Below are 19122 nucleotides of genomic sequence, written 5' to 3'. Positions count from 1 at the left end.
CTCTGCAAACACGAAAGTGGACGTATAGGGTGTGATGCCTGCCCGGTGCTGGAAGGTTAATTGATGGTGTTATCGAAAGAGAAGCTCCTGATCGAAGCCCCAGTAAACGGCGGCCGTAACTATAACGGTCCTAAGGTAGCGAAATTCCTTGTCGGGTAAGTTCCGACCTGCACGAATGGCATAATGATGGCCAGGCTGTCTCCACCCGAGACTCAGTGAAATTGAAATCGCCGTGAAGATGCGGTGTACCCGCGGCTAGACGGAAAGACCCCGTGAACCTTTACTATAGCTTGACACTGAACATTGAATTTTGATGTGTAGGATAGGTGGGAGACTAAGAAGCAGGCACGCCAGTGCTTGTGGAGTCGTCCTTGAAATACCACCCTTTAACGTTTGATGTTCTAACGAAGACTGCGGAACGTGGTCTCGGACAGTGTCTGGTGGGTAGTTTGACTGGGGCGGTCTCCTCCCAAAGCGTAACGGAGGAGCACGAAGGTTTGCTAATGACGGTCGGACATCGTCAGGTTAGTGCAATGGTAGAAGCAAGCTTAACTGCGAGACAGACAAGTCGAGCAGGTGCGAAAGCAGGTCATAGTGATCCGGTGGTTCTGAATGGAAGGGCCATCGCTCAACGGATAAAAGGTACTCCGGGGATAACAGGCTGATACCGCCCAAGAGTTCATATCGACGGCGGTGTTTGGCACCTCGATGTCGGCTCATCACATCCTGGGGCTGAAGTAGGTCCCAAGGGTATGGCTGTTCGCCATTTAAAGTGGTACGCGAGCTGGGTTTAGAACGTCGTGAGACAGTTCGGTCCCTATCTGCCGTGGGCGTTGGATGATTGATTGGGGCTGCTCCTAGTACGAGAGGACCGGAGTGGACGCATCACTGGTGTGCCAGTTGTCTCGCCAGAGGCATTGCTGGGTAGCTAAATGCGGAAGAGATAAGTGCTGAAAGCATCTAAGCACGAAACTTGCCAAGAGATGAGTCATCCCTGACTTAAAGTCAGTAAGGGTTGTTGGAGACTACGACGTAGATAGGCTGGGTGTGTAAGTGTAGTGATACATTGAGCTAACCAGTACTAATTGCCCGAGAGGCTTAACCATACAACGCTCAAGTGTTTTTGGGTGTAGGTGAGAGACGCTAAGCAAAGCAATAACGCAGACGAAAATTGGAAAGACTCATTAGACAGCTTGTTTCGAATTAAAGAACAAAGACAATAAGATAACATCAACGGGATATCTTGGCGGCGATAGTGCAGTGGACCCACCTAATTCCATGCCGAACTTAGAAGTGAAACGCTGTTACGCCGATGGTAGTGTGGGGTTTCCCCATGTGAGAGTAGGTCACCGCCAGGTTTTGATTTAGAGAGAGCCTCAACTAGTGATAGTTGAGGTTTTTTTGTGTTCGGTGGAAATTGTAAAAGATGAAAAAATGGCTAGATGAAATAGAAGAGGGCTAGCTTTTAGTTTTACACTAACTTTAACTTTAATCTCATCCCGTTGGAAACAGTAGGAAACAGTAGAATGGTATGAGATAAAAGCGAGTAAATGGGATTAATAAACCACATAAATAGAAAAATAACAACAATAACAAGCTGAACCACAAACCTTGAAAAATATAAGACAGCACCGCTCTTCAATCTAAAGGGCGGTGTTTTTACTTTTTTATTAATGTATACAGAACTATGCTCTTTGTTATTTTATAATAGTATTCTATCGTTTTATGTAATTCATATATCAAAAATACAATATTAATATCGGTATTAGTAAAATATGATAAATATTTAACTTATTTTTATGCAGTCTTTTTTAGTTTTAATTTATTATTTTATCTTTAATCTTTTTTGATATAAATTTACTTCAATTGAAAATTTATTTGACTGTATTTTACTCAACACTATACACATATAGAGCACCTATTTCTTCTTTTGATATGTTTTTTATACCTTTATCAGTATCAATTCTTCTTAAAGAATAACCTTATATTCCTTTACCTTTTAAGAGATTTTTTTAGTCTTCTGATTGATTGAAAAATGAACTTAAAACGGCTTTCTTGCTTTCTTTTTATACTTTATCAGGATAATATCTATTCAGTTAAGTTATTTTTATTAAGTTTTTATTTTATCGTTAGACTTAATTTACATTAGGAACAAAAGAGAAGATCAAGTATGCAAGACTTATTAAAGAATTGCGATTGTTTAGAAACATCGCGGATTGCGTTTTATTCCCATGATACTATGGGACTGGGGCATATTCGTCGCAATATGTTGCTTGCTCAGTCAGTTTTACAAACATGCCCAAATACAGAAATTCTGTTACTTTCTGGAGTAAGGGAGTCGGGGGCTTTTAAGCTACCTAAAGGGGCTGATACAGTGACTATGCCAAGTTACTTTAAAACTTCTGAAGGTAAATATATTCCTAACTCTTTAGGTAAAGATATTGATCGTTTAGTTGAAGTACGTAGGCAGATAATTTATTCAACGCTAGATTTATTTGAGCCAGATATTCTAGTGGTAGATAATGTGCCTCGTGGTGCAATGAATGAATTAGATACAATTTTACCAGTTCTAGCTAGCCGTGGTACTCATATTGTTTTGGGATTGCGTGATATTATTGATGAGCCAGAAGCAGTTATTTCACAATGGAAAAAGTTGAAAAACCTAGAAATCATTCGTTTATATTTTGATAGTATCTGGGTATATGGTGATCCTCACTTATTTGATTTTGCTAGAGAATATAATCTTGATGAAGATATCTGTGAAAAATTACAATATGTTGGTTATTTAGATCAAACATGTAGGATGGAAAATCATGGTTTAGATACAGTGATTTCATCAAGTGTTGAATATCCTTATGCACTTTGTGTAGTAGGGGGAGGGCAAGATGGTTTTGAACTTGCCAAAACATTTATGCAAGCTGAATTACCGAAAGGTTGGAATGGCTTGTTGATTACTGGTGCATTGATGCCAGAAGAACAACGTAAACAAATTCATGATATGATTGAAAAACGTCCTGAAATTCATGTCGTAGATTTTGTTGCAGAACCTCTCAAATTGATGCAGGAAGCAGAATGCATCATCTCAATGGGTGGATATAATACGGTCACTGAAATTCTTTCTTTCAATGAGCGTGCGCTTATTGTTCCACGAATTTCTCCAAGAAAAGAGCAATGGATACGAGCCTCTCGCTTAGCCGAGATGGGCATTATTGATTGTTTACATCCTGATTTGCTTACTCCTGAAGCCCTATCCTCTTGGATGGCTGGTCAGAAAAAACAGCGTAATGCCAGAGATGTACTAAGGTTTAATGGATTGGACAATGTAGTTAATCAAGTCCGATCCATCGTAAACAAAAGACAATCTTCTTAATTTATTTATCCAACTTATTTTTGGAGCTAATTATGGAAAAAATGACTTTAAGCGAATTAAAGCCTATGTATATCGGCTACGTGTTAAAACGCTATCCACGTTTCTCAGAAACTTTTGTTGTTAATGAAATTCTTGCTCATGAAAGAGCGGGTACAAAAATTGATATTTTTGCCTTAGGCCCAGTAATGGAAACTCATTTCCAAGATGGAATTTCTCAAGTGCGTGCACCAGTAAGTCGTCTTACTGATAAGCAACGTAATACAGAAACATTTTGGGCTTTGCTTAATGAGGGCTTTAGTAAACTCTCCAATTTTGCTGCTAAATTAGAAAAAGCGAAAGGTACAGTTCACGAAGTAGCTCAGAGTGTATTGCTTGCATTAGAGATTAAAAAACGTGGTATTCAACATTTGCATGCTCACTTTGGCACACAAGCAACGACAGTTGCCAGACAAGCGGCAATTTTTGCAGATATTACTTACACCTTTACTGCTCACGCTAAAGATATTTATTTCCAATATGAAGAATCGACTGAGCTTGGGCAAAAAATGCGAGATGCATCTGCGACTGTAACTGTATCTGATTACAATCTTGCCTATTTGCGTGAGCAATATGGTGATGATGCAAAAAGTGCGGTCAGAATTTATAACGGAATGGATCTACGTAAATTTCCTTACCAACCTTTTACTCAAAATAACCGTCATATCCTTTCTGTTGGACGTTTAGTTGCGAAGAAAGGCTTTAGTGTTTTATTAGATGCATTAGCTATTTTGAAACAACGTGAGGTTTCAATGCATTGCACGTTAGTAGGCGACGGTGGATTACGTGGACAGTTACTTGAGCAAATTGAAAGGCTTAATATCCAAGATGTTGTTGATATGGTTGGTCCAATGCCTCAACCTGAAATTATCAAATTTATGAAGTCTGCAAATATGATGATTGCACCAAGTGTTATCAGTGAAGATGGCGATAGAGATGGCTTACCGACTGTTTTATTAGAATCAATGGCGTTAGGTACTCCAGTTATTTCTACACAAGTCGCTGGTATTCCTGAATTGGTGCAAGATGGTGTGACGGGTTTATGCGTGCCACCAAATGATCCTGAAGCGTTAGCAGATGCAATTGAACGCTTACTTGATGATCCTGAACTTTGCAAAACCTTATCTCTCAATTCACGAGCATTAATTGAGAGTGAATACGATGAAGATAAGAACGTTGCAGTATTGCAACAATTATTTAGTGCGGCAATTAATAAGTAAATCGTATCAATGTCATTTTGCAAATTAAATTTAGTATCAGATAGAAGGTAAAAAATTATGCGAGTAGCTTATATTTGTGCGGATCCTGGTATTCCTGTTTTTGGAACTAAGGGTGCATCAGTTCATGTGCAAGAAGTTATCAAAGGTATGCTTAAACGTGGCTTAGAAGTCACTTTATTTGCTCAACGATTGGGTGGCGAAGTGCCTGAAGAATTAAAAGATATTCAGGTTCACGCATTACCAACATTATCTAATCATTCTGCAGAAGATCGTGCTCGTGCATCATTAGTGGCAAATGAAGGTTTAGAAAAAATCTTAGCGGAATCAGGTCCATTTGATCTTGTCTATGAACGTTATTCTTTATGGAGTCGTGGTGGGATAGCATTTGCTAAAAAACACCAATGTGTATCAATTTTAGAAGTGAATGCCCCCTTAATTGAAGAACAGAAAAAACATCGTGAGCTTCCTTTAGAAGACGAAGCTCAAGCCGTTGCGGAATATGTTTTTTCTAATGTAGATGCAATGGTAGCTGTTTCACCTGGTGTGAAACATTATCTTGAAACCTTTGAGAAAGCCAAAGGTAAAGTGCATGTGATTGCTAATGGTGTGGATCTTGTTCGCTTTGCGCCAGCCGCAGAAGAAAATGCGAAACGTTTAAATACTGCAGTTGATTTGGGCGAAATGAATATCCCAGTTGTAGGTTTTTTAGGCACACTGAAACCTTGGCATGGTGTTTCGGTATTAGTTCAAGCGTGGTCAATTTTAAGAAAACGAGGTTATAACACCCGTTTACTGATTGTTGGTGATGGTCCGCAATATGAACTACTTAATGACGAAATCACAAAATTAGGGCTGGCTGAATATGTGCAGTTTACTGGTGCAATTTTGCCGGAAGATGTGCCTCAGTGGTTAGCAAAAATGGATGTGGCAGTCGCACCTTATCCTTATATGGAACAATTCTATTTTTCACCTTTGAAAATTTATGAATATATGGCAGCCGGTTTACCAATTATTTCAACACGAGTTGGGCATTTGGAAACCGTTGTTGATGATAATCATAATGGTCTTTTAGTTGAACCTGATAATCCAGAAAAAATGGCAGATGTGATTGCCCAATTATTTACTGATCCTGTCAAAGCACAGAAATTAGGTATGATGGCCCGTTTGACTGCAGAACAGCAACATAGTTGGTTGTCTGTTGTCGATCGTATTTTAGAAATTGCGCGTGCTTGTCAAAAATAAGCATAAAGTAAATTGATAAATAAGGATCAAAAGAATGGGAAGTAAGTCTGGAAATAAGGGTGCTTGGTGGACTGTTGCGTATCGATTGAAAGAGTACATTCGACCTGAACGAATGATCGTTTTTGGTTCGTTATGTGCACTTTTAATTGCAACGGGTATGCGTCTTCTTAAACCATTACCTTTAGCTTTTGTCGTTGACTATGTGTTATTAGACGTAGTTGATGTAGCAAAAGACGGCGTTAAAAATCCCCCGAATGGTATTGTTGCAACATTATTAAGTTCCTTAGATACCACGCATTTATTATTCGGTTGTGCGGCAGCTGTGATTTTGATTGCGTTATTTATGGCGGGATCAAGTTATTTAAGTACAGTGGGGCTGGCTTTAGCAGGTAGCAGAATTTTAAGTCGTGTACGTAATGATCTGTTTGCACATATGCAACGCCTGTCTTTGCGTTTCCACTCACAAGCCAGAACTGGCGATCTCACAATGCGTTTAATCAACGATATTGGAATGTTGCGTGAAGCGGTCATTACGGCATTAATGCCGATGTTAGCCAATATCCTGATTCTCGTGGGTATGTTCAGTATGATGATATATATCAACTGGCAACTAAGTGCGGTCACTTTGCTAGCAATTCCAATTATTTGGTGGAGTACGGTTCGTTCGAGTAAACGTATTCACGAAGTTAGTCGTGCGCAACGTAAAAGAGAAGGTGCATTAGCAGCGAAAGCAGCAGAGTTTATTGGCTCGATCCGTACTGTACAATCCCTTTCTTTAGAAAGTGAAACAATGCGTAGTTTTGTGGGTGATGATCTTGAAAGTCGTAAACAAAACGTGCAATCCAAAAAATTGTCTGCAGGTTTAGAACGCAGAGTGGATTTGATCGTGGCTTTTGTTTCTGCCGCAGTGTTACTGAAAGGAGCCTATTCTGTTTTAGCAGGGCAAATGACTCCCGGCGATCTCATTATTTTTATGTCTTATCTGAACAATGCCTTCCGTCCTGTACGTGAATATGCGAAATATACAGGCCGACTTTCTAAAGCATTAGCCGCAGGTGAGCGTGTCGTCAACTTGTTAGATGAGCAGCCAGATATTCAAGATAAGCCAAATGCACCAGAATTATCTGACGTCAAGGGTCAGGTGAGTTTTGAGCACGTAAGTTTTACTTATAATGGTAAAGACAGCGAGTCGCTGGCAGTGCTTCGAGATATGGACTTCAAAATCAAAGCCGGAGAAAGTGTAGCAATTGTAGGTCCATCAGGTGCTGGGAAGTCAACGATTACTAGTTTGCTTTTACGTCTTTATGACATCAATAAGGGACGTATTTGTATCGATGGTAAAGATATTCGTGATTATAAAATCTCTAGTGTACGTGGACAGATTGCGATTGTGCCACAGGATAATTTACTGTTCGGTTTAACTGTTCGTGAAAATATTGCATTAGGTGCTGTGAATCGAGCAGATATTAGTGATGAAGAAATTATTGAAGCTGCAAAACTTGCACAAGCACATAATTTTATTTCTGCATTACCAGAGGGCTATGACACTGTTCTAAGTGAGCGTGGAGGATCGCTTTCAGGTGGGCAAAGACAGCGTATAGCTATTGCACGCGCAGCGATTAATAAAAGTGCGATTCTTATTTTAGATGAGCCAACGGTAGGATTGGATCAAGAAAGTGAAACTCAGGTGATTAGTGCGTTAGAGAATTTAATGAAAGGACGTACAACAATAATGATTACTCACGATTTAGCACTAGCTGCAAGAACTGATCGTATTCTATTTGTTGATAGAGGTGTCATTGTTGAGCAAGGAAACCATCAGCAATTACTGGAAAAAGCTGGTAATTATGCTACTTGGTGGAAAATGCAATTGGGTTAACTTTTGATAAATCATCTCGCTAAAATATAGGTATAAATATGCTGACAAATGCTGATAAGAAGATTATTGCAAGGGATACTGCTTTACCGGGCTTAGTTGCCTTATTAGATGGTGATGTTTTATTCAGCACCTTGAAAAAACTGCCATTATTGCAAGATATTGAGCAAGCAGATATTCAATATTTACGTTATAAACCCGCTAACAGCTGTGCTTGTACTGTGCGTGTTAAATGGCAAGATGGTATGCATAAATATTTTTATGCAAAAGCATTAACTCCAGAACGATTTGAGAACTCTTGGAATAATCCGAAAAGACAAAAATTAGTTCAACAAGGTGAGCCGAATGCACCTCTAGCGATTTTTGATTTATGCATTATCTTATTTCATCCTGCTTATGATCGTGGTATCCGTAATTTAAAATGGCTAGTTGACAATAAGTTACGTCATAAAATTTTAAAAGTTTGTTCACTGTCGAAATTTGAAGATGAAAACTTACAAGTTGATGTTTTGCGTTATAAACCTGAGCGCCGTTTAGTGGCAAGAATCAGCCATCATCAAAAAACATTGGCAGTTGTAAGAACCATCAAAGAAAGTGATTTTAGTAAAGTTCTTGTAGGGGCAGCCTTTGGTGCGGCACAAGGCTATATTAAATTGCTAGGCGTGGAAGGTTCACTCAATACTGTCATTACAGATTGGCAAGAAGGGCAGAGTTTGTGCCCTGAAGATGGAATTATTCCATCTGAAGATTTAATTCAAAAAGTCGCAAGCCAATTAGCGAAAGTTCATAAAGTGGCTTATAAACACCCTTTAAATTATGACATCAATGATGAAATCCAATCATTAAAAGGGGTACAAAGTACTTTTAATATTATTTTGCCAGAATACAGCCTTTGGTTTGAGTGTTTGATTTCAAATGTTGCAAAGGGTTTAATTGAGCAACCTGTGATTTCTACGCTGATTCATGGCGATTTTTCCTTAGATCAAGTAGTGCTCGGTCATAATAAGAAAGGCGTTGATGAACTTTCTCTTTTAGATTGGGATCGTTCAGCCAATGGAAATCCATTATTTGATCTTGCAACGATGCAAGCAAGGCTAGAACTTCAAGTAATTGAAGGTGTGCTTCCTGTTTGGCAAGCTGAAAATTTAATAGCAACTTTTTTGCAAGCATATAAAGCCGAGACAGAAATAAATTTAGAAGGTTTCTCTTGGTTCGTAGCTTCTGCTATTTTACGTTTAGCCGCTGAGCCTTTCCGTAAGCGTCATCTCGATTGGGAACAGCATACCTTGCTACTATTACAGCGAGCAGAACAAATTTTAGCTGACTCTGCAATCTGTAGTAAAGTTGCTACTCCAAAATATGCAGATTTTGCCTTAGATCCTATCTTAAATACCTTAACTGATAAGACTCAAATGCAAGATGTGTTGATGAATGTATTGCCTGAAGCTAATCAAGGTTTGCTCGAATCGACCAAACTGATTCGTTATAAGTTGCAACGTCGTGCATTAGTTGAATACCAAATCGACACAAAAAATGCTAAGCAATGTGTTATTGGAAAATATCGCAGTAAAGGTTTAGATAAACGTTCTTACTATATTCAAAAAGCCCTTTGGGAAAATGGATTTAATCAGACCGCACTTATCAGTGTGCCAGAGCCATTAGGAATATTACCTGAACATAAAACTTGGCTACAAATCAAAGTCAGCGGACGTTGTATTGGTGATGTACTCGTGCCTGAAAATCAGCGATTGGCTTTTTTAGGGGAGTCTGTTGCTAAAGCGATCCGTGCGTTGCATAAAAGTGCGGTCGAAAAATTTATAGATTTACCAATGTGGGGACCAGAGCAAGAGCTTCACATTTTGCGTGAGCGTTTAATGCAAGCACAACTTTTATCACCTCAACTTTCAATTCGTATTGCTAATGTACTGACTGGCTGTGAAAAACTCGCAATGAAATTAGAGCATTTCTCTTTTGTCCCAATACATCGCGATTTTTACCAAGATCAAATTCTTGAGTGTGCAAGCAAGCCGGGGAAAATGGTACTTTTAGATCTTGATCTAGCTTCTCTGGGGCATTCCGCTTTAGATGCAGGAAATTATTTAGCTCATATTCAAGAATTTGCAATCCGCAAATATGCAGATAAAGAGGCATTATCTGCTCATCAAAATGCGTTTTTAGGCACTTTTTTAGCGAGCAATTCAACGACGAATCTACAAGATGTTGAAATTTATACACTACTATCTTTGGCTCGTCATATTTATCTCAGTACACAGTTTCCAGATCGTAGACATACGACAGAAACGTTACTTTCATTATGTGAGGAAAAGCTAACTCTTATTTTATAAGGGCTTGAATTTTATATAGGAGCAAATGTATGAAAATCACTATTGTAGGGGCTGGTTACGTTGGTTTATCTAACGCAATTTTACTGGCACAACAGCATGATGTGACGTTATTAGATCTATCAACAGAAAAAGTAAATCTCATTAACAATAAGATTTCACCTATTCAAGATACTGAAATTAGCGAGTATTTAGCGACAAAAGCACTGACTTTACACGCCACAGTCGATACGTCAGAAGCTTATGGGGGGGCTGAATATATTATTATAGCAACACCAACAGATTATGATCCTGTAACGGATTATTTTAATACGAGTTCTGTGGAATCTGTTTTAGAAGCCGCAATCGCACAAAATAAAACGGCTTACTTAGTGGTTAAGTCTACGATTCCCGTTGGCTTTGTGGTAAGAATGCGTAAGAAGTTTAATACAGAGCGCATTATTTTCTCTCCAGAGTTTTTGCGTGAAAGCAAGGCGTTATATGATAATTTGTACCCATCACGTATTGTAGTTGGTGATGATAGTGATGCAGCAAAAAAATTTGCACAAATGTTGCGTGATTGCAGCCTTGAGCCAAATACCCCAATTCTGTTGACCAATCCAACAGAAGCTGAATCTATTAAGTTATTTGCAAATACTTATTTGGCACTTCGTGTGGCATTCTTTAACGAATTAGATTCTTTTGCATTAAACTTTGGTTTAGATGCAAAACAAATTATTGATGGTGTTTCTTTAGACCCGCGCATTGGCACACATTATAATAACCCATCTTTTGGTTATGGTGGTTACTGCTTGCCTAAGGATACCAAGCAATTATTAGCGAACTTCCAAAGCATTCCACAAAATTTAATTAGTGCGATTGTTCAGTCGAATTCAACACGTAAAGACTTTATTGCTAATGATATTTTGAGTAAGAAACCAAATGTTGTTGGTGTATATCGTCTCACAATGAAAGCCGGTTCTGATAATTTCAGAAGTTCAAGTATTAAAGGCATTATGCGCCGTTTAACTAATGCTGGCGTAAAATTAGTTGTGTATGAACCAGAATATAAAGGCGAGAAATTCTTTGATGCTGAATTGATAAAAGATCTGACAGAGTTTAAGCAAAAAGCCGATATCATTTTGGCAAACCGAGTGACAAGTAATCTTGATGATGTATTAGAAAAAGTGTATTCAAGAGATTTAAAAGGCAGCGATATTTAGCATTTAATTCGCACGATTGATAAATGAAAAAAGCCGACTAAAAGCCGGCTTTCTTTTTTAATGTTATTTATTAATGGTGCCTAGGGTCGGACTCGAACCGACACACCCGAAGGCGGTTGATTTTGAATCAACTGCGTCTACCAATTTCGCCACCCAGGCAATATTAATAAACATCATTAAGATAACTCGGTATTATACCTTTTCATTTAAAGCTGACAAGTAAAAATTTTGGCTTGTTATTCAATTGTATTTATTTTAGTCATTATATCCCTTCATCTTTTAATAATACCTCGTGATTTTTCATAAGCTATTATGTAATAAAGAGAAGTACCTCACATTTTATACAAAAAATGTGTAATTTATTTTGAAAAAAAATTAATTGCAAATATAATTAAGAACTATTATCAATTTTAATAAAAATGTGATTCGTTTCTGAATCAATTCTCAATCGGAAAGGTAAAATTACTATGTTAAAAGAGCAACTAGCAAGTTATATCGAGCAAAATCCATTAGCCATTACCTTGGATATGGCAGCACATTTTGAAAAGCCAGAAGGTGAAATTTTATGTTCATTGCCAGATCAATTTGTTCGCGTATTTTCAGGGGAAAGAGCGGAAGAAATTTTAGCAGAAATTAGTGGTTGGGGTATTTTTACCACAATTATTGAGAAAGAAGGTTCAATCTTTGAAATTAAAGATCGCTTTCCAACAGGTATCGTAGGCAGAGGCTATTACAATCTGAATATGAAAGGTGAAGAAGGTGCATTGCACGGTCATCTTAAACTAGACAATATTGCGAAGATTGCTTTTGTTAGCTTGCCTTTCCGTGGAAAAGAAAGCTACAACATTGCATTTATTGCAAACAATAATCAAACCATTTTTAAAGTGTATTTAGGTCGTGATGATGAGCGTAACTTGTTCCCAGAGCAAGTAGAAAAATTTAAGCAATTCATCTAATTACAGTTATAAAGGAAAGAAAATGACAACTAATCGCCAAGAAGTATTACAAAATCGCTTAGGCCCAGAAATTCAAGAGTTAAAAGCGCAAACTAAAACATTGATGCTTGCTACTGTGGGTGCTGATGGCAACCCAAACGTGAGCTATGCGCCTTTTGCTATTAGTAATGGTGAATACCAAGTATTTATTTCAACAATCGCTCGTCATGCAAGAAACTTACAAGAAGTGCCAAAAGTATCATTAATGTTAATCGAAGATGAAAGTAAAAGCCGTCAGATCTTTGCCCGTCGACGTTTATCGTTCGATGCTGTTGCTCGTGTTGTTGAAAGAGAAACTGAAGAATGGAAAGCGGGTGTGGAAGCATTAAAAGCAAGACACGGTGCATTAATGGATGAATTATCAAGAATGAAAGATTTCCACTTATTTAGTTTTAAGCCATCTCAAGGGTTATTTGTTAAAGGTTTCGGACAAGCATTCCAAGTAAGTAGCGATGACTTAGTGAGTTTTGTTCACTTGGTAGAGGGTCACGAAGAATAATATATTATTACTTTTTAGGGTATAGGAACATATGTGTAAAAATACAATAAAACTTTCTGCAATCACATTGGCATTATTAGGCTACAGTAGTGTTACATTCGCTGAAGTTGCACAAGATACAACTGAGCTTGAAAAGATAACTGTATCTTCACAACAAGATGATATCAGTGTCAAAGATAAAAAAGTGGGCGAAACAATAAAAACTTCAAGCCAATTAAAACGTCAACAAGTACAAGATAGCCGGGATTTAGTTCGTTATGAAACAGGCGTGACGGTTGTTGAAGCAGGTCGTTTTGGCTCAAGCGGTTATGCTATTCGTGGTGTAGATGAAAACCGAGTTGCAATTACTGTTGATGGTTTACACCAAGCAGAAACACTTTCTTCACAAGGCTTCAAAGAATTATTTGAAGGTTATGGTAACTTTAATAACACAAGAAATAGTGTTGAGATTGAAACATTAAAAGAAGCTAAAATTGCTAAAGGTGCTGACTCAGTAAAAGTTGGTAGTGGTTCTTTAGGCGGTGCTGTCCTTTTCGAAACTAAAGATGCTCGTGATTTTTTAACGGAAAAAGACACTTATTTAGGCTATAAAACCGGATATAATTCTGCAGATAATCAGCGAATAAATACATTAACTGCAGCAGGTCGTTATAAATGGTTTGATGCATTATTTATGCATACTCAACGGGATGGTCATGAGTTAGAAAATTATGATTATAAAACAGGTAGTGATATTCAAGGAAAAGAAAGAGAGAAAACGGATCCATATGATATCACTAAAGAAAGTACATTAGTTAAATTTTCTTTTACACCAAATGAGAATCACCGTTTTACTGTTGCATCAGATGTGTATGAATCTCATACAAAAGGGCATGATCGCTCTTATTCATTGCAGCCACAGTCAAATTATCTAACTTATGATGAAAAAGAATCTCGTCATGCTAATGATAAAGTTAAACGCAGTAATATTGCTTTTACTTATGAAAATTACACTATTACGCCATTTTGGGATACGTTGAAATTAACTTATTCACAGCAAAAAATAAAAACTCGAGCAAGAACCGAAGACTATTGTGATGGGAATGAGTTATGTGATAACTATAAAAACCCTTTAGGTATTCAGCTGAAGGATGGAAAGATAGTTGATCAAGAGGGAAATTTAGTCAATTTACAAAAAGTTGGAGATAATCAACAGGTAGTAGATAGAAATAATAATCCTTTTATCCCTAGTAAGGGAACTAACCAAGCAGCCTTTATTACTAAAAGGCTCGGGCAATCTTATTTTTGGCTAGATTGCTCTATTTTTAATTGTGAACAGCCTATTGTTGCTTACAAATTCAATTACAACACTGATGTTCCAGTGAGAGAGGAATTGGTATTAAATAAAAGGTTAGAACAAAATGGGAAAGTATTTAAAACATATGAACCAGCAGCTGGGTGGGATAAATATCATATTGTATTACCTAACTCAAAAGGATATCGTTCATTTGATTATAAAGAGCGTGATTTAAATACAGAAACTAAACAAATTAATTTAGATTTAACGAAAGTCATTCCAGTATTTAATATTGAAAATACTCTTTCTTATGGAGGAGTTTATTCTAAAGTCCGAAAAGAAATGGTCAATAAAGCAGGATATAGCGGTAGTGATCCAACTTGGTGGGCAGAAAGAACGCTAGGTATGAGTTTGTTTGGTGACGTGAAAGATTGTAAAACTAATTCTAATTTTAATGGTTTTTTATGCCCACGCCATGAGCCGTTAACTTCTTTCTTAATCCCTGTAGAGGCAACAAATAAATCTCTTTATTTAGCTGATACTGTAAAACTACACAATAATTTTAGTGTTGATTTAGGTTATAGATATGATGATATTAAATATCAACCAGAATATATTCCTGGAGTAACGCCAAAAATTCCTGATGATATGGTGAAAGGTTTATTTATTCCTTTGCATAATATTTCTCCATGGAAACCAAGTCCATATTCTAAAAAATATGATTATAATCCTCAACATCCTCAATATATTGCAGATGTAGCTGATTGGGAAGCCAAAAAAGCAGAAAATGATCAAAATGCGGAGAAGAATATTGCTTATATTGCGCAAGATAAGAAATTTAAAAAACATTCTTATTCTTTAGGAGCAACATTTGATCCAGTAGATTTTTTAAGATTACAAGTGAAATATTCCAAAGGGTTTAGAGCGCCAACTTCGGATGAGTTATATTTTACCTTCAAGCATCCTGATTTTACGATCTTACCAAACCCGAATCTAAAACCAGAAGAAGCTGAAAATAAAGAGATCGCATTCACATTCCATGATAATTGGGGCTTTATTAGTACAAGTTTATTCGAAACTAAATACCGTAATTTCATTGATTTGTCGTATTTAGGATCGAGAAATTTAACTAACTCTGTTGGTGGACAAGCTCGGGCTCAAGATTTCCAAGTTTATCAAAATGTGAATGTTGATAACGCTAAAGTAAAAGGTATGGAAATCAGCTCTCGCCTCAATATTGGTTATTTTACTGGTTTTTTAGATGGCTTTAATATGAGCTATAAATTTACATATCAAAAAGGGCGCTTAGATGGCGATAGACCAATGAATGCTATTCAACCGAAAACATCTGTTTTTGGCGTTGGTTATGACCATAAAGAAGATAAATTTGGTGCTGATTTATATGTAACGCATGTAAGTGCGAAGAAGGCAAAAGACACTTACAATATGTTCTATAAAGAACAAGGTTATAAAGACAGTGCTATAAAATGGCGTAGTGATGATTATACATTAGTTGATTTTGTGACTTATGTTAAACCTATCAAGAATGTGACATTACAATTTGGTGTTTACAATTTAACAGATCGTAAATATTTAACTTGGGAATCAGCACGTTCGATTAAACCATTTGGTACAAGTAACTTAATTAATCAAAAAACAGGGGCTGGTATCAATCGTTTCTATTCACCGGGTCGTAACTATAAACTCAGTGCTGAAATCACATTCTAATCAAACCTTAGAAAGCCTGTAAAACGGGCTTTCTTTTTGCTTAAAGTGCGGTGGATTTTACAAAGATTTTATTGCTTTTATCCTAATCAATGCTAAAATTCACATTCCTTTGTCGTAGCTGGATTAGAGATCGGCTAACGATGTATTTTTAACTTAACTTTTAGGAGTTATCAAATGTCTCTAAGTACAGAAAAAAAAGCAGCAATTGTTGCTGAATTTGGTCGTGATGCAAAAGATACTGGTTCATCAGAAGTGCAAATTGCTTTATTAACTGCACAAATCAACCACTTACAAGCTCACTTTGCTGAACACAAAAAAGATCACCACGGTCGTCGTGGTTTATTGCGTATGGTTTCTCGTCGTCGTAAACTTTTAGATTACTTAAAACGTACTAATCTTGAGCTTTATACTTCAACTATCGCTCGCTTAGGTTTACGTCGCTAATTTTTATTACGATATATTCCAAAGAAAAGCCCTTGAAAATATTCAAGGGCTTTTTGTTTATTGTAATTTTTATAAGCCTAACGCATATTTTAAGGCTTGTTTTTTCAGCGGTGTGGCTTTATTGGCAGCAAACAAAGCAAGATTGCGTGCGATCTTCAAGGGGAGAATATCTTCTTTGAATGCCTTGTAGAAAATATCCATTCCTGATTGCATTACTAAATTATCTGGTTTGCGTTTGCGTTCATATTGAGCGAGTACTTCATCACTTGCAAAATCTTCGCCATTTTTGACCGCACTTTCTAACACTTCAAGTAATGCTTTTACATCTTTAAAGCCTAAGTTAACGCCTTGTCCTGCAAGTGGGTTAATTGTATGTGCTGCATCGCCAACTAATACAATCCCTTGTTTGAAATAATCTTGTGCGTGGCGACGTGTTAGCTCAAAACTGTTTGCGTTTTGTACTTTGACTTTTCCTAATCTGCTCGGGAAATGTTGTTCGATTTCTTCTGCTAATTTTTCTGCTGAAAGTTGTTTGAGCTCACGAATACGTTCTGGTGAGTCATACCACACTAGGCAAGCATTATTACCTAATAAGGGTAAAAAGGCACGAGGGCCAGACGGGTAGAATTGCTGCCAAGTAATATCTTGTTGTTCAAGTTCTGTCGTTACTGTAATCAACATACAGCTTTGGCGATATTGCCAACCGGTGAGTCCAATACCTGCGATATTGCGTAATTTTGAGTTTGCCCCATCTGCAGCAACTACAAGAGGCGCTTGATAAGCTTCACCATTTGCTAAAAAAATCTGCCAATTTTTACCGCACTTTTCGATTTTCTGAATCGGAGAAATGGTCGTTTGTACATTGTCTGTTATGGAAATAGCTTGCCAAAGCCCTAATTGGATCAGGTTATTTTCTACCATAAATCCAAGCTCTGGCAAGTTGAGTTCTTTACTGTGAAAATAAGTTGAGAAACCATCAATTTCCCAAGTTTCTAATGCACGATACGGGCAAACTCGCCTATTTTTGATATGTTGCCAAGCATTGAGTTGAGTTAATAAATTTACAGAGGCAGCACTGATCGCTGAAATACGAAGGTCATAAGGGGAATCTGGGACAAATTCTGGCAAAGGTGCATGTTCAATCAGTTGGACATTTCGACCTTGTTGCCCTAAGCCTAAGGCACAAGCTGCACCAACCATTCCGCCACCGACAACAATAATTTCTTTTTGTATGACTTCCATAAGGTATTCCTTTTCTTTTTTGAGGTTTATTCTACCGCCAAAGAGGAAAATTCAAAAGAAATCTCTTTTTTAGCTAGCCAGCATCAGGACAAGCCTGTAAAATAGCCAGTCAAATTTTTATAGGTTAACTGAATTTTTTAAACGACATGACGCAGAAATTACATATTAAAACGTGGGGCTGTCAGATGAATGAATACGATTCATCAAAAATGGCGGATTTATTAAATAGTACTCACGGCTTAGAACTTACAGATATTCCAGAAGAAGCAGATGTATTGTTGTTAAACACCTGCTCAATTCGTGAAAAAGCACAAGAAAAAGTTTTCCATCAATTAGGACGTTGGAAAGAATTAAAGAAACATAAGCCTGGGCTTGTTATTGGTGTTGGTGGCTGTGTAGCCTCACAAGAAGGGGAGCATATTCGCACACGAGCACCTTATGTTGATATTATTTTTGGACCGCAAACATTGCACCGTTTGCCTGAGATGATCAACCAAATTCGTGGTGGTAAAAGCTCAGTTGTTGATGTGAGTTTCCCTGAAATTGAGAAATTCGACCGTTTACCTGAACCTCGAGCAGAAGGCCCGACTGCTTTCGTTTCCATTATGGAAGGCTGTAATAAATATTGTTCTTTCTGTGTTGTGCCTTATACTCGTGGTGAAGAAGTGAGCCGCCCAGTTGATGATGTGTTATTTGAGATTGCACAGCTAGCGGAACAAGGCGTGCGTGAAGTGAATTTATTAGGGCAAAACGTAAATGCATATCGTGGTGCAACGCACGATGACGGCATTTGTACTTTCGCTGAATTGCTACGTTTAGTTGCGGCAATTGATGGCATTGATCGCTTGCGTTTTACTACAAGCCATCCAATTGAATTTACTGATGATATTATTGATGTTTACCGTGACACACCTGAGCTAGTGAGTTTCTTACATTTACCAGTGCAAAGTGGTTCCGACCGAGTGTTATCAATGATGAAACGTAATCACACCGCATTAGAATATAAGTCGATTATCCGTAAATTAAGAGCTGTGCGTCCAGAGATTCAAATCAGCTCAGATTTCATCGTAGGTTTCCCTGGTGAAACTGCAGAAGACTTTGAGCAAACAATGAATTTAATTGCGCAAGTGAATTTCGATATGAGCTTCAGCTTTATCTATTCTGCACGCCCTGGCACGCCTGCGGCAGATATGCCAGATGATGTCAGCGAAGATGAGAAAAAACAACGTTTATATGTGTTACAACAACGCATTAATAATCAAGCTGCGCAATTTAGCCGTGCAATGTTAGGTACAGAACAACGTGTGTTAGTTGAAGGGCCATCGAAGAAAGATTTAATGGAATTAACTGGTCGTACAGAAACTAATCGTATTGTGAATTTTGTGGGTACACCTGATATGATCGGCAAGTTTGTTGATATTAAAATTACTGATGTATTTACTAACTCATTACGTGGTGATGTGGTGCGAACTGAAGATCAAATGGGCTTACGAGTTGTTCAATCGCCACAAGCAGTGATTAATCGTACCCGTAAAGAAGATGAGTTAGGTGTCGGTCGTTATCACGCTTAATCATTGTTTCTATTCATATTTTAACCGCTCAAGAGTTTCTCAAGAGCGGTTATTTTTTGTGAAAAATTGTGGCACTAAA

Annotated in this window: 12 protein-coding genes, 1 tRNA gene and 2 rRNA genes (1 of these 15 only partly in view); 13 read left to right on the top strand and 2 right to left on the bottom strand. The window is 37.6% G+C overall.

Annotated features, from left to right (window positions below):
- The 8 genes from CKV78_RS06140 to CKV78_RS06105 form a co-directional block, all read left to right on the top strand.
- Nucleotides 1-1106, top strand: a 23S ribosomal RNA gene (locus CKV78_RS06140); it begins 1790 nt to the left of the window's first position.
- Between the two features lie 136 nt (nt 1107-1242).
- Nucleotides 1243-1358: ribosomal RNA gene (gene rrf, locus CKV78_RS06135) — 5S ribosomal RNA — on the top strand.
- 812 nt (nt 1359-2170) lie between these two features.
- Nucleotides 2171-3370, top strand: a complete 1200-nt coding sequence (locus CKV78_RS06130) for a glycosyltransferase family protein (RefSeq protein ID WP_231964003.1) — start codon at nt 2171-2173, stop codon at nt 3368-3370.
- A 32-nt stretch (nt 3371-3402) separates the two neighbouring features.
- Nucleotides 3403-4626 carry a glycosyltransferase family 4 protein gene (locus CKV78_RS06125; protein WP_005762955.1) on the top strand — a complete coding sequence of 408 codons (1224 nt, stop codon included), beginning with the start codon at nt 3403-3405 and terminating at the stop codon, nt 4624-4626.
- Between the two features lie 57 nt (nt 4627-4683).
- Nucleotides 4684-5868, top strand: coding sequence for a glycosyltransferase family 4 protein (locus CKV78_RS06120; RefSeq protein ID WP_005762953.1), 1185 nt, complete (start codon nt 4684-4686; stop codon nt 5866-5868).
- A 34-nt stretch (nt 5869-5902) separates the two neighbouring features.
- Nucleotides 5903-7747 carry an ABC transporter ATP-binding protein gene (locus tag CKV78_RS06115; RefSeq protein WP_005762951.1) on the top strand — a complete coding sequence of 615 codons (1845 nt, stop codon included), beginning with the start codon at nt 5903-5905 and terminating at the stop codon, nt 7745-7747.
- 38 nt (nt 7748-7785) lie between these two features.
- Nucleotides 7786-10089, top strand: coding sequence for an aminoglycoside phosphotransferase family protein (locus CKV78_RS06110; RefSeq protein WP_005762950.1), 2304 nt, complete (start codon nt 7786-7788; stop codon nt 10087-10089).
- Nucleotides 10090-10118: 29 nt separating this feature from the next.
- Nucleotides 10119-11288 carry a nucleotide sugar dehydrogenase gene (locus CKV78_RS06105; RefSeq protein ID WP_005762948.1) on the top strand — a complete coding sequence of 390 codons (1170 nt, stop codon included), beginning with the start codon at nt 10119-10121 and terminating at the stop codon, nt 11286-11288.
- 74 nt (nt 11289-11362) lie between these two features.
- On the opposite strand, the gene CKV78_RS06100 is transcribed toward CKV78_RS06105, so the two are convergent.
- A tRNA-Leu gene (locus CKV78_RS06100) sits at nt 11363-11447 on the bottom strand.
- A gap of 308 nt (nt 11448-11755) precedes the next feature.
- On the opposite strand from CKV78_RS06100, the gene hutX reads away from it, so the two are divergent.
- The 4 genes from hutX to rpsO all read left to right on the top strand — a co-directional run bounded on the left by hutX (nt 11756) and on the right by rpsO (nt 16230).
- Nucleotides 11756-12244, top strand: coding sequence for a heme utilization cystosolic carrier protein HutX (gene hutX, locus CKV78_RS06095; RefSeq protein ID WP_005762947.1), 489 nt, complete (start codon nt 11756-11758; stop codon nt 12242-12244).
- Between the two features lie 22 nt (nt 12245-12266).
- A complete protein-coding gene (hutZ, locus tag CKV78_RS06090; protein ID WP_005762945.1) occupies nt 12267-12782 on the top strand; it encodes a heme utilization protein HutZ in 516 nt (171 codons plus the stop codon).
- A 31-nt stretch (nt 12783-12813) separates the two neighbouring features.
- Complete coding sequence (locus CKV78_RS06085) at nt 12814-15786, top strand: TonB-dependent hemoglobin/transferrin/lactoferrin family receptor (RefSeq protein ID WP_005762943.1); 2973 nt, start codon at nt 12814-12816, stop codon at nt 15784-15786.
- A gap of 174 nt (nt 15787-15960) precedes the next feature.
- Nucleotides 15961-16230 (top strand): 30S ribosomal protein S15, encoded by a 270-nt coding sequence (gene rpsO, locus CKV78_RS06080; RefSeq protein ID WP_021035622.1) that lies wholly within the window; start codon nt 15961-15963, stop codon nt 16228-16230.
- A gap of 69 nt (nt 16231-16299) precedes the next feature.
- Here the strand turns inward: rpsO and CKV78_RS06075 are convergent, their stop codons facing one another.
- On the bottom strand, nt 16300-17472 hold the full coding sequence (locus CKV78_RS06075; protein WP_005762941.1) for an FAD-dependent monooxygenase: 1173 nt from the start codon (nt 17470-17472) through the stop codon (nt 16300-16302).
- A 146-nt stretch (nt 17473-17618) separates the two neighbouring features.
- Here CKV78_RS06075 and miaB point away from each other — a divergent pair, with 146 nt between their 5' ends.
- Complete coding sequence (gene miaB / locus CKV78_RS06070) at nt 17619-19043, top strand: tRNA (N6-isopentenyl adenosine(37)-C2)-methylthiotransferase MiaB (protein ID WP_005762939.1); 1425 nt, start codon at nt 17619-17621, stop codon at nt 19041-19043.
- Nucleotides 19044-19122 lie beyond the last annotated feature (79 nt).

Source organism: Pasteurella dagmatis, assembly GCF_900186835.1.
Classification (GTDB): Bacteria; Pseudomonadota; Gammaproteobacteria; order Enterobacterales; family Pasteurellaceae; genus Pasteurella; species Pasteurella dagmatis.
Note: the sequence above shows the minus strand (reverse complement) of the source record. Positions and strands in the feature narration are given on the sequence as shown.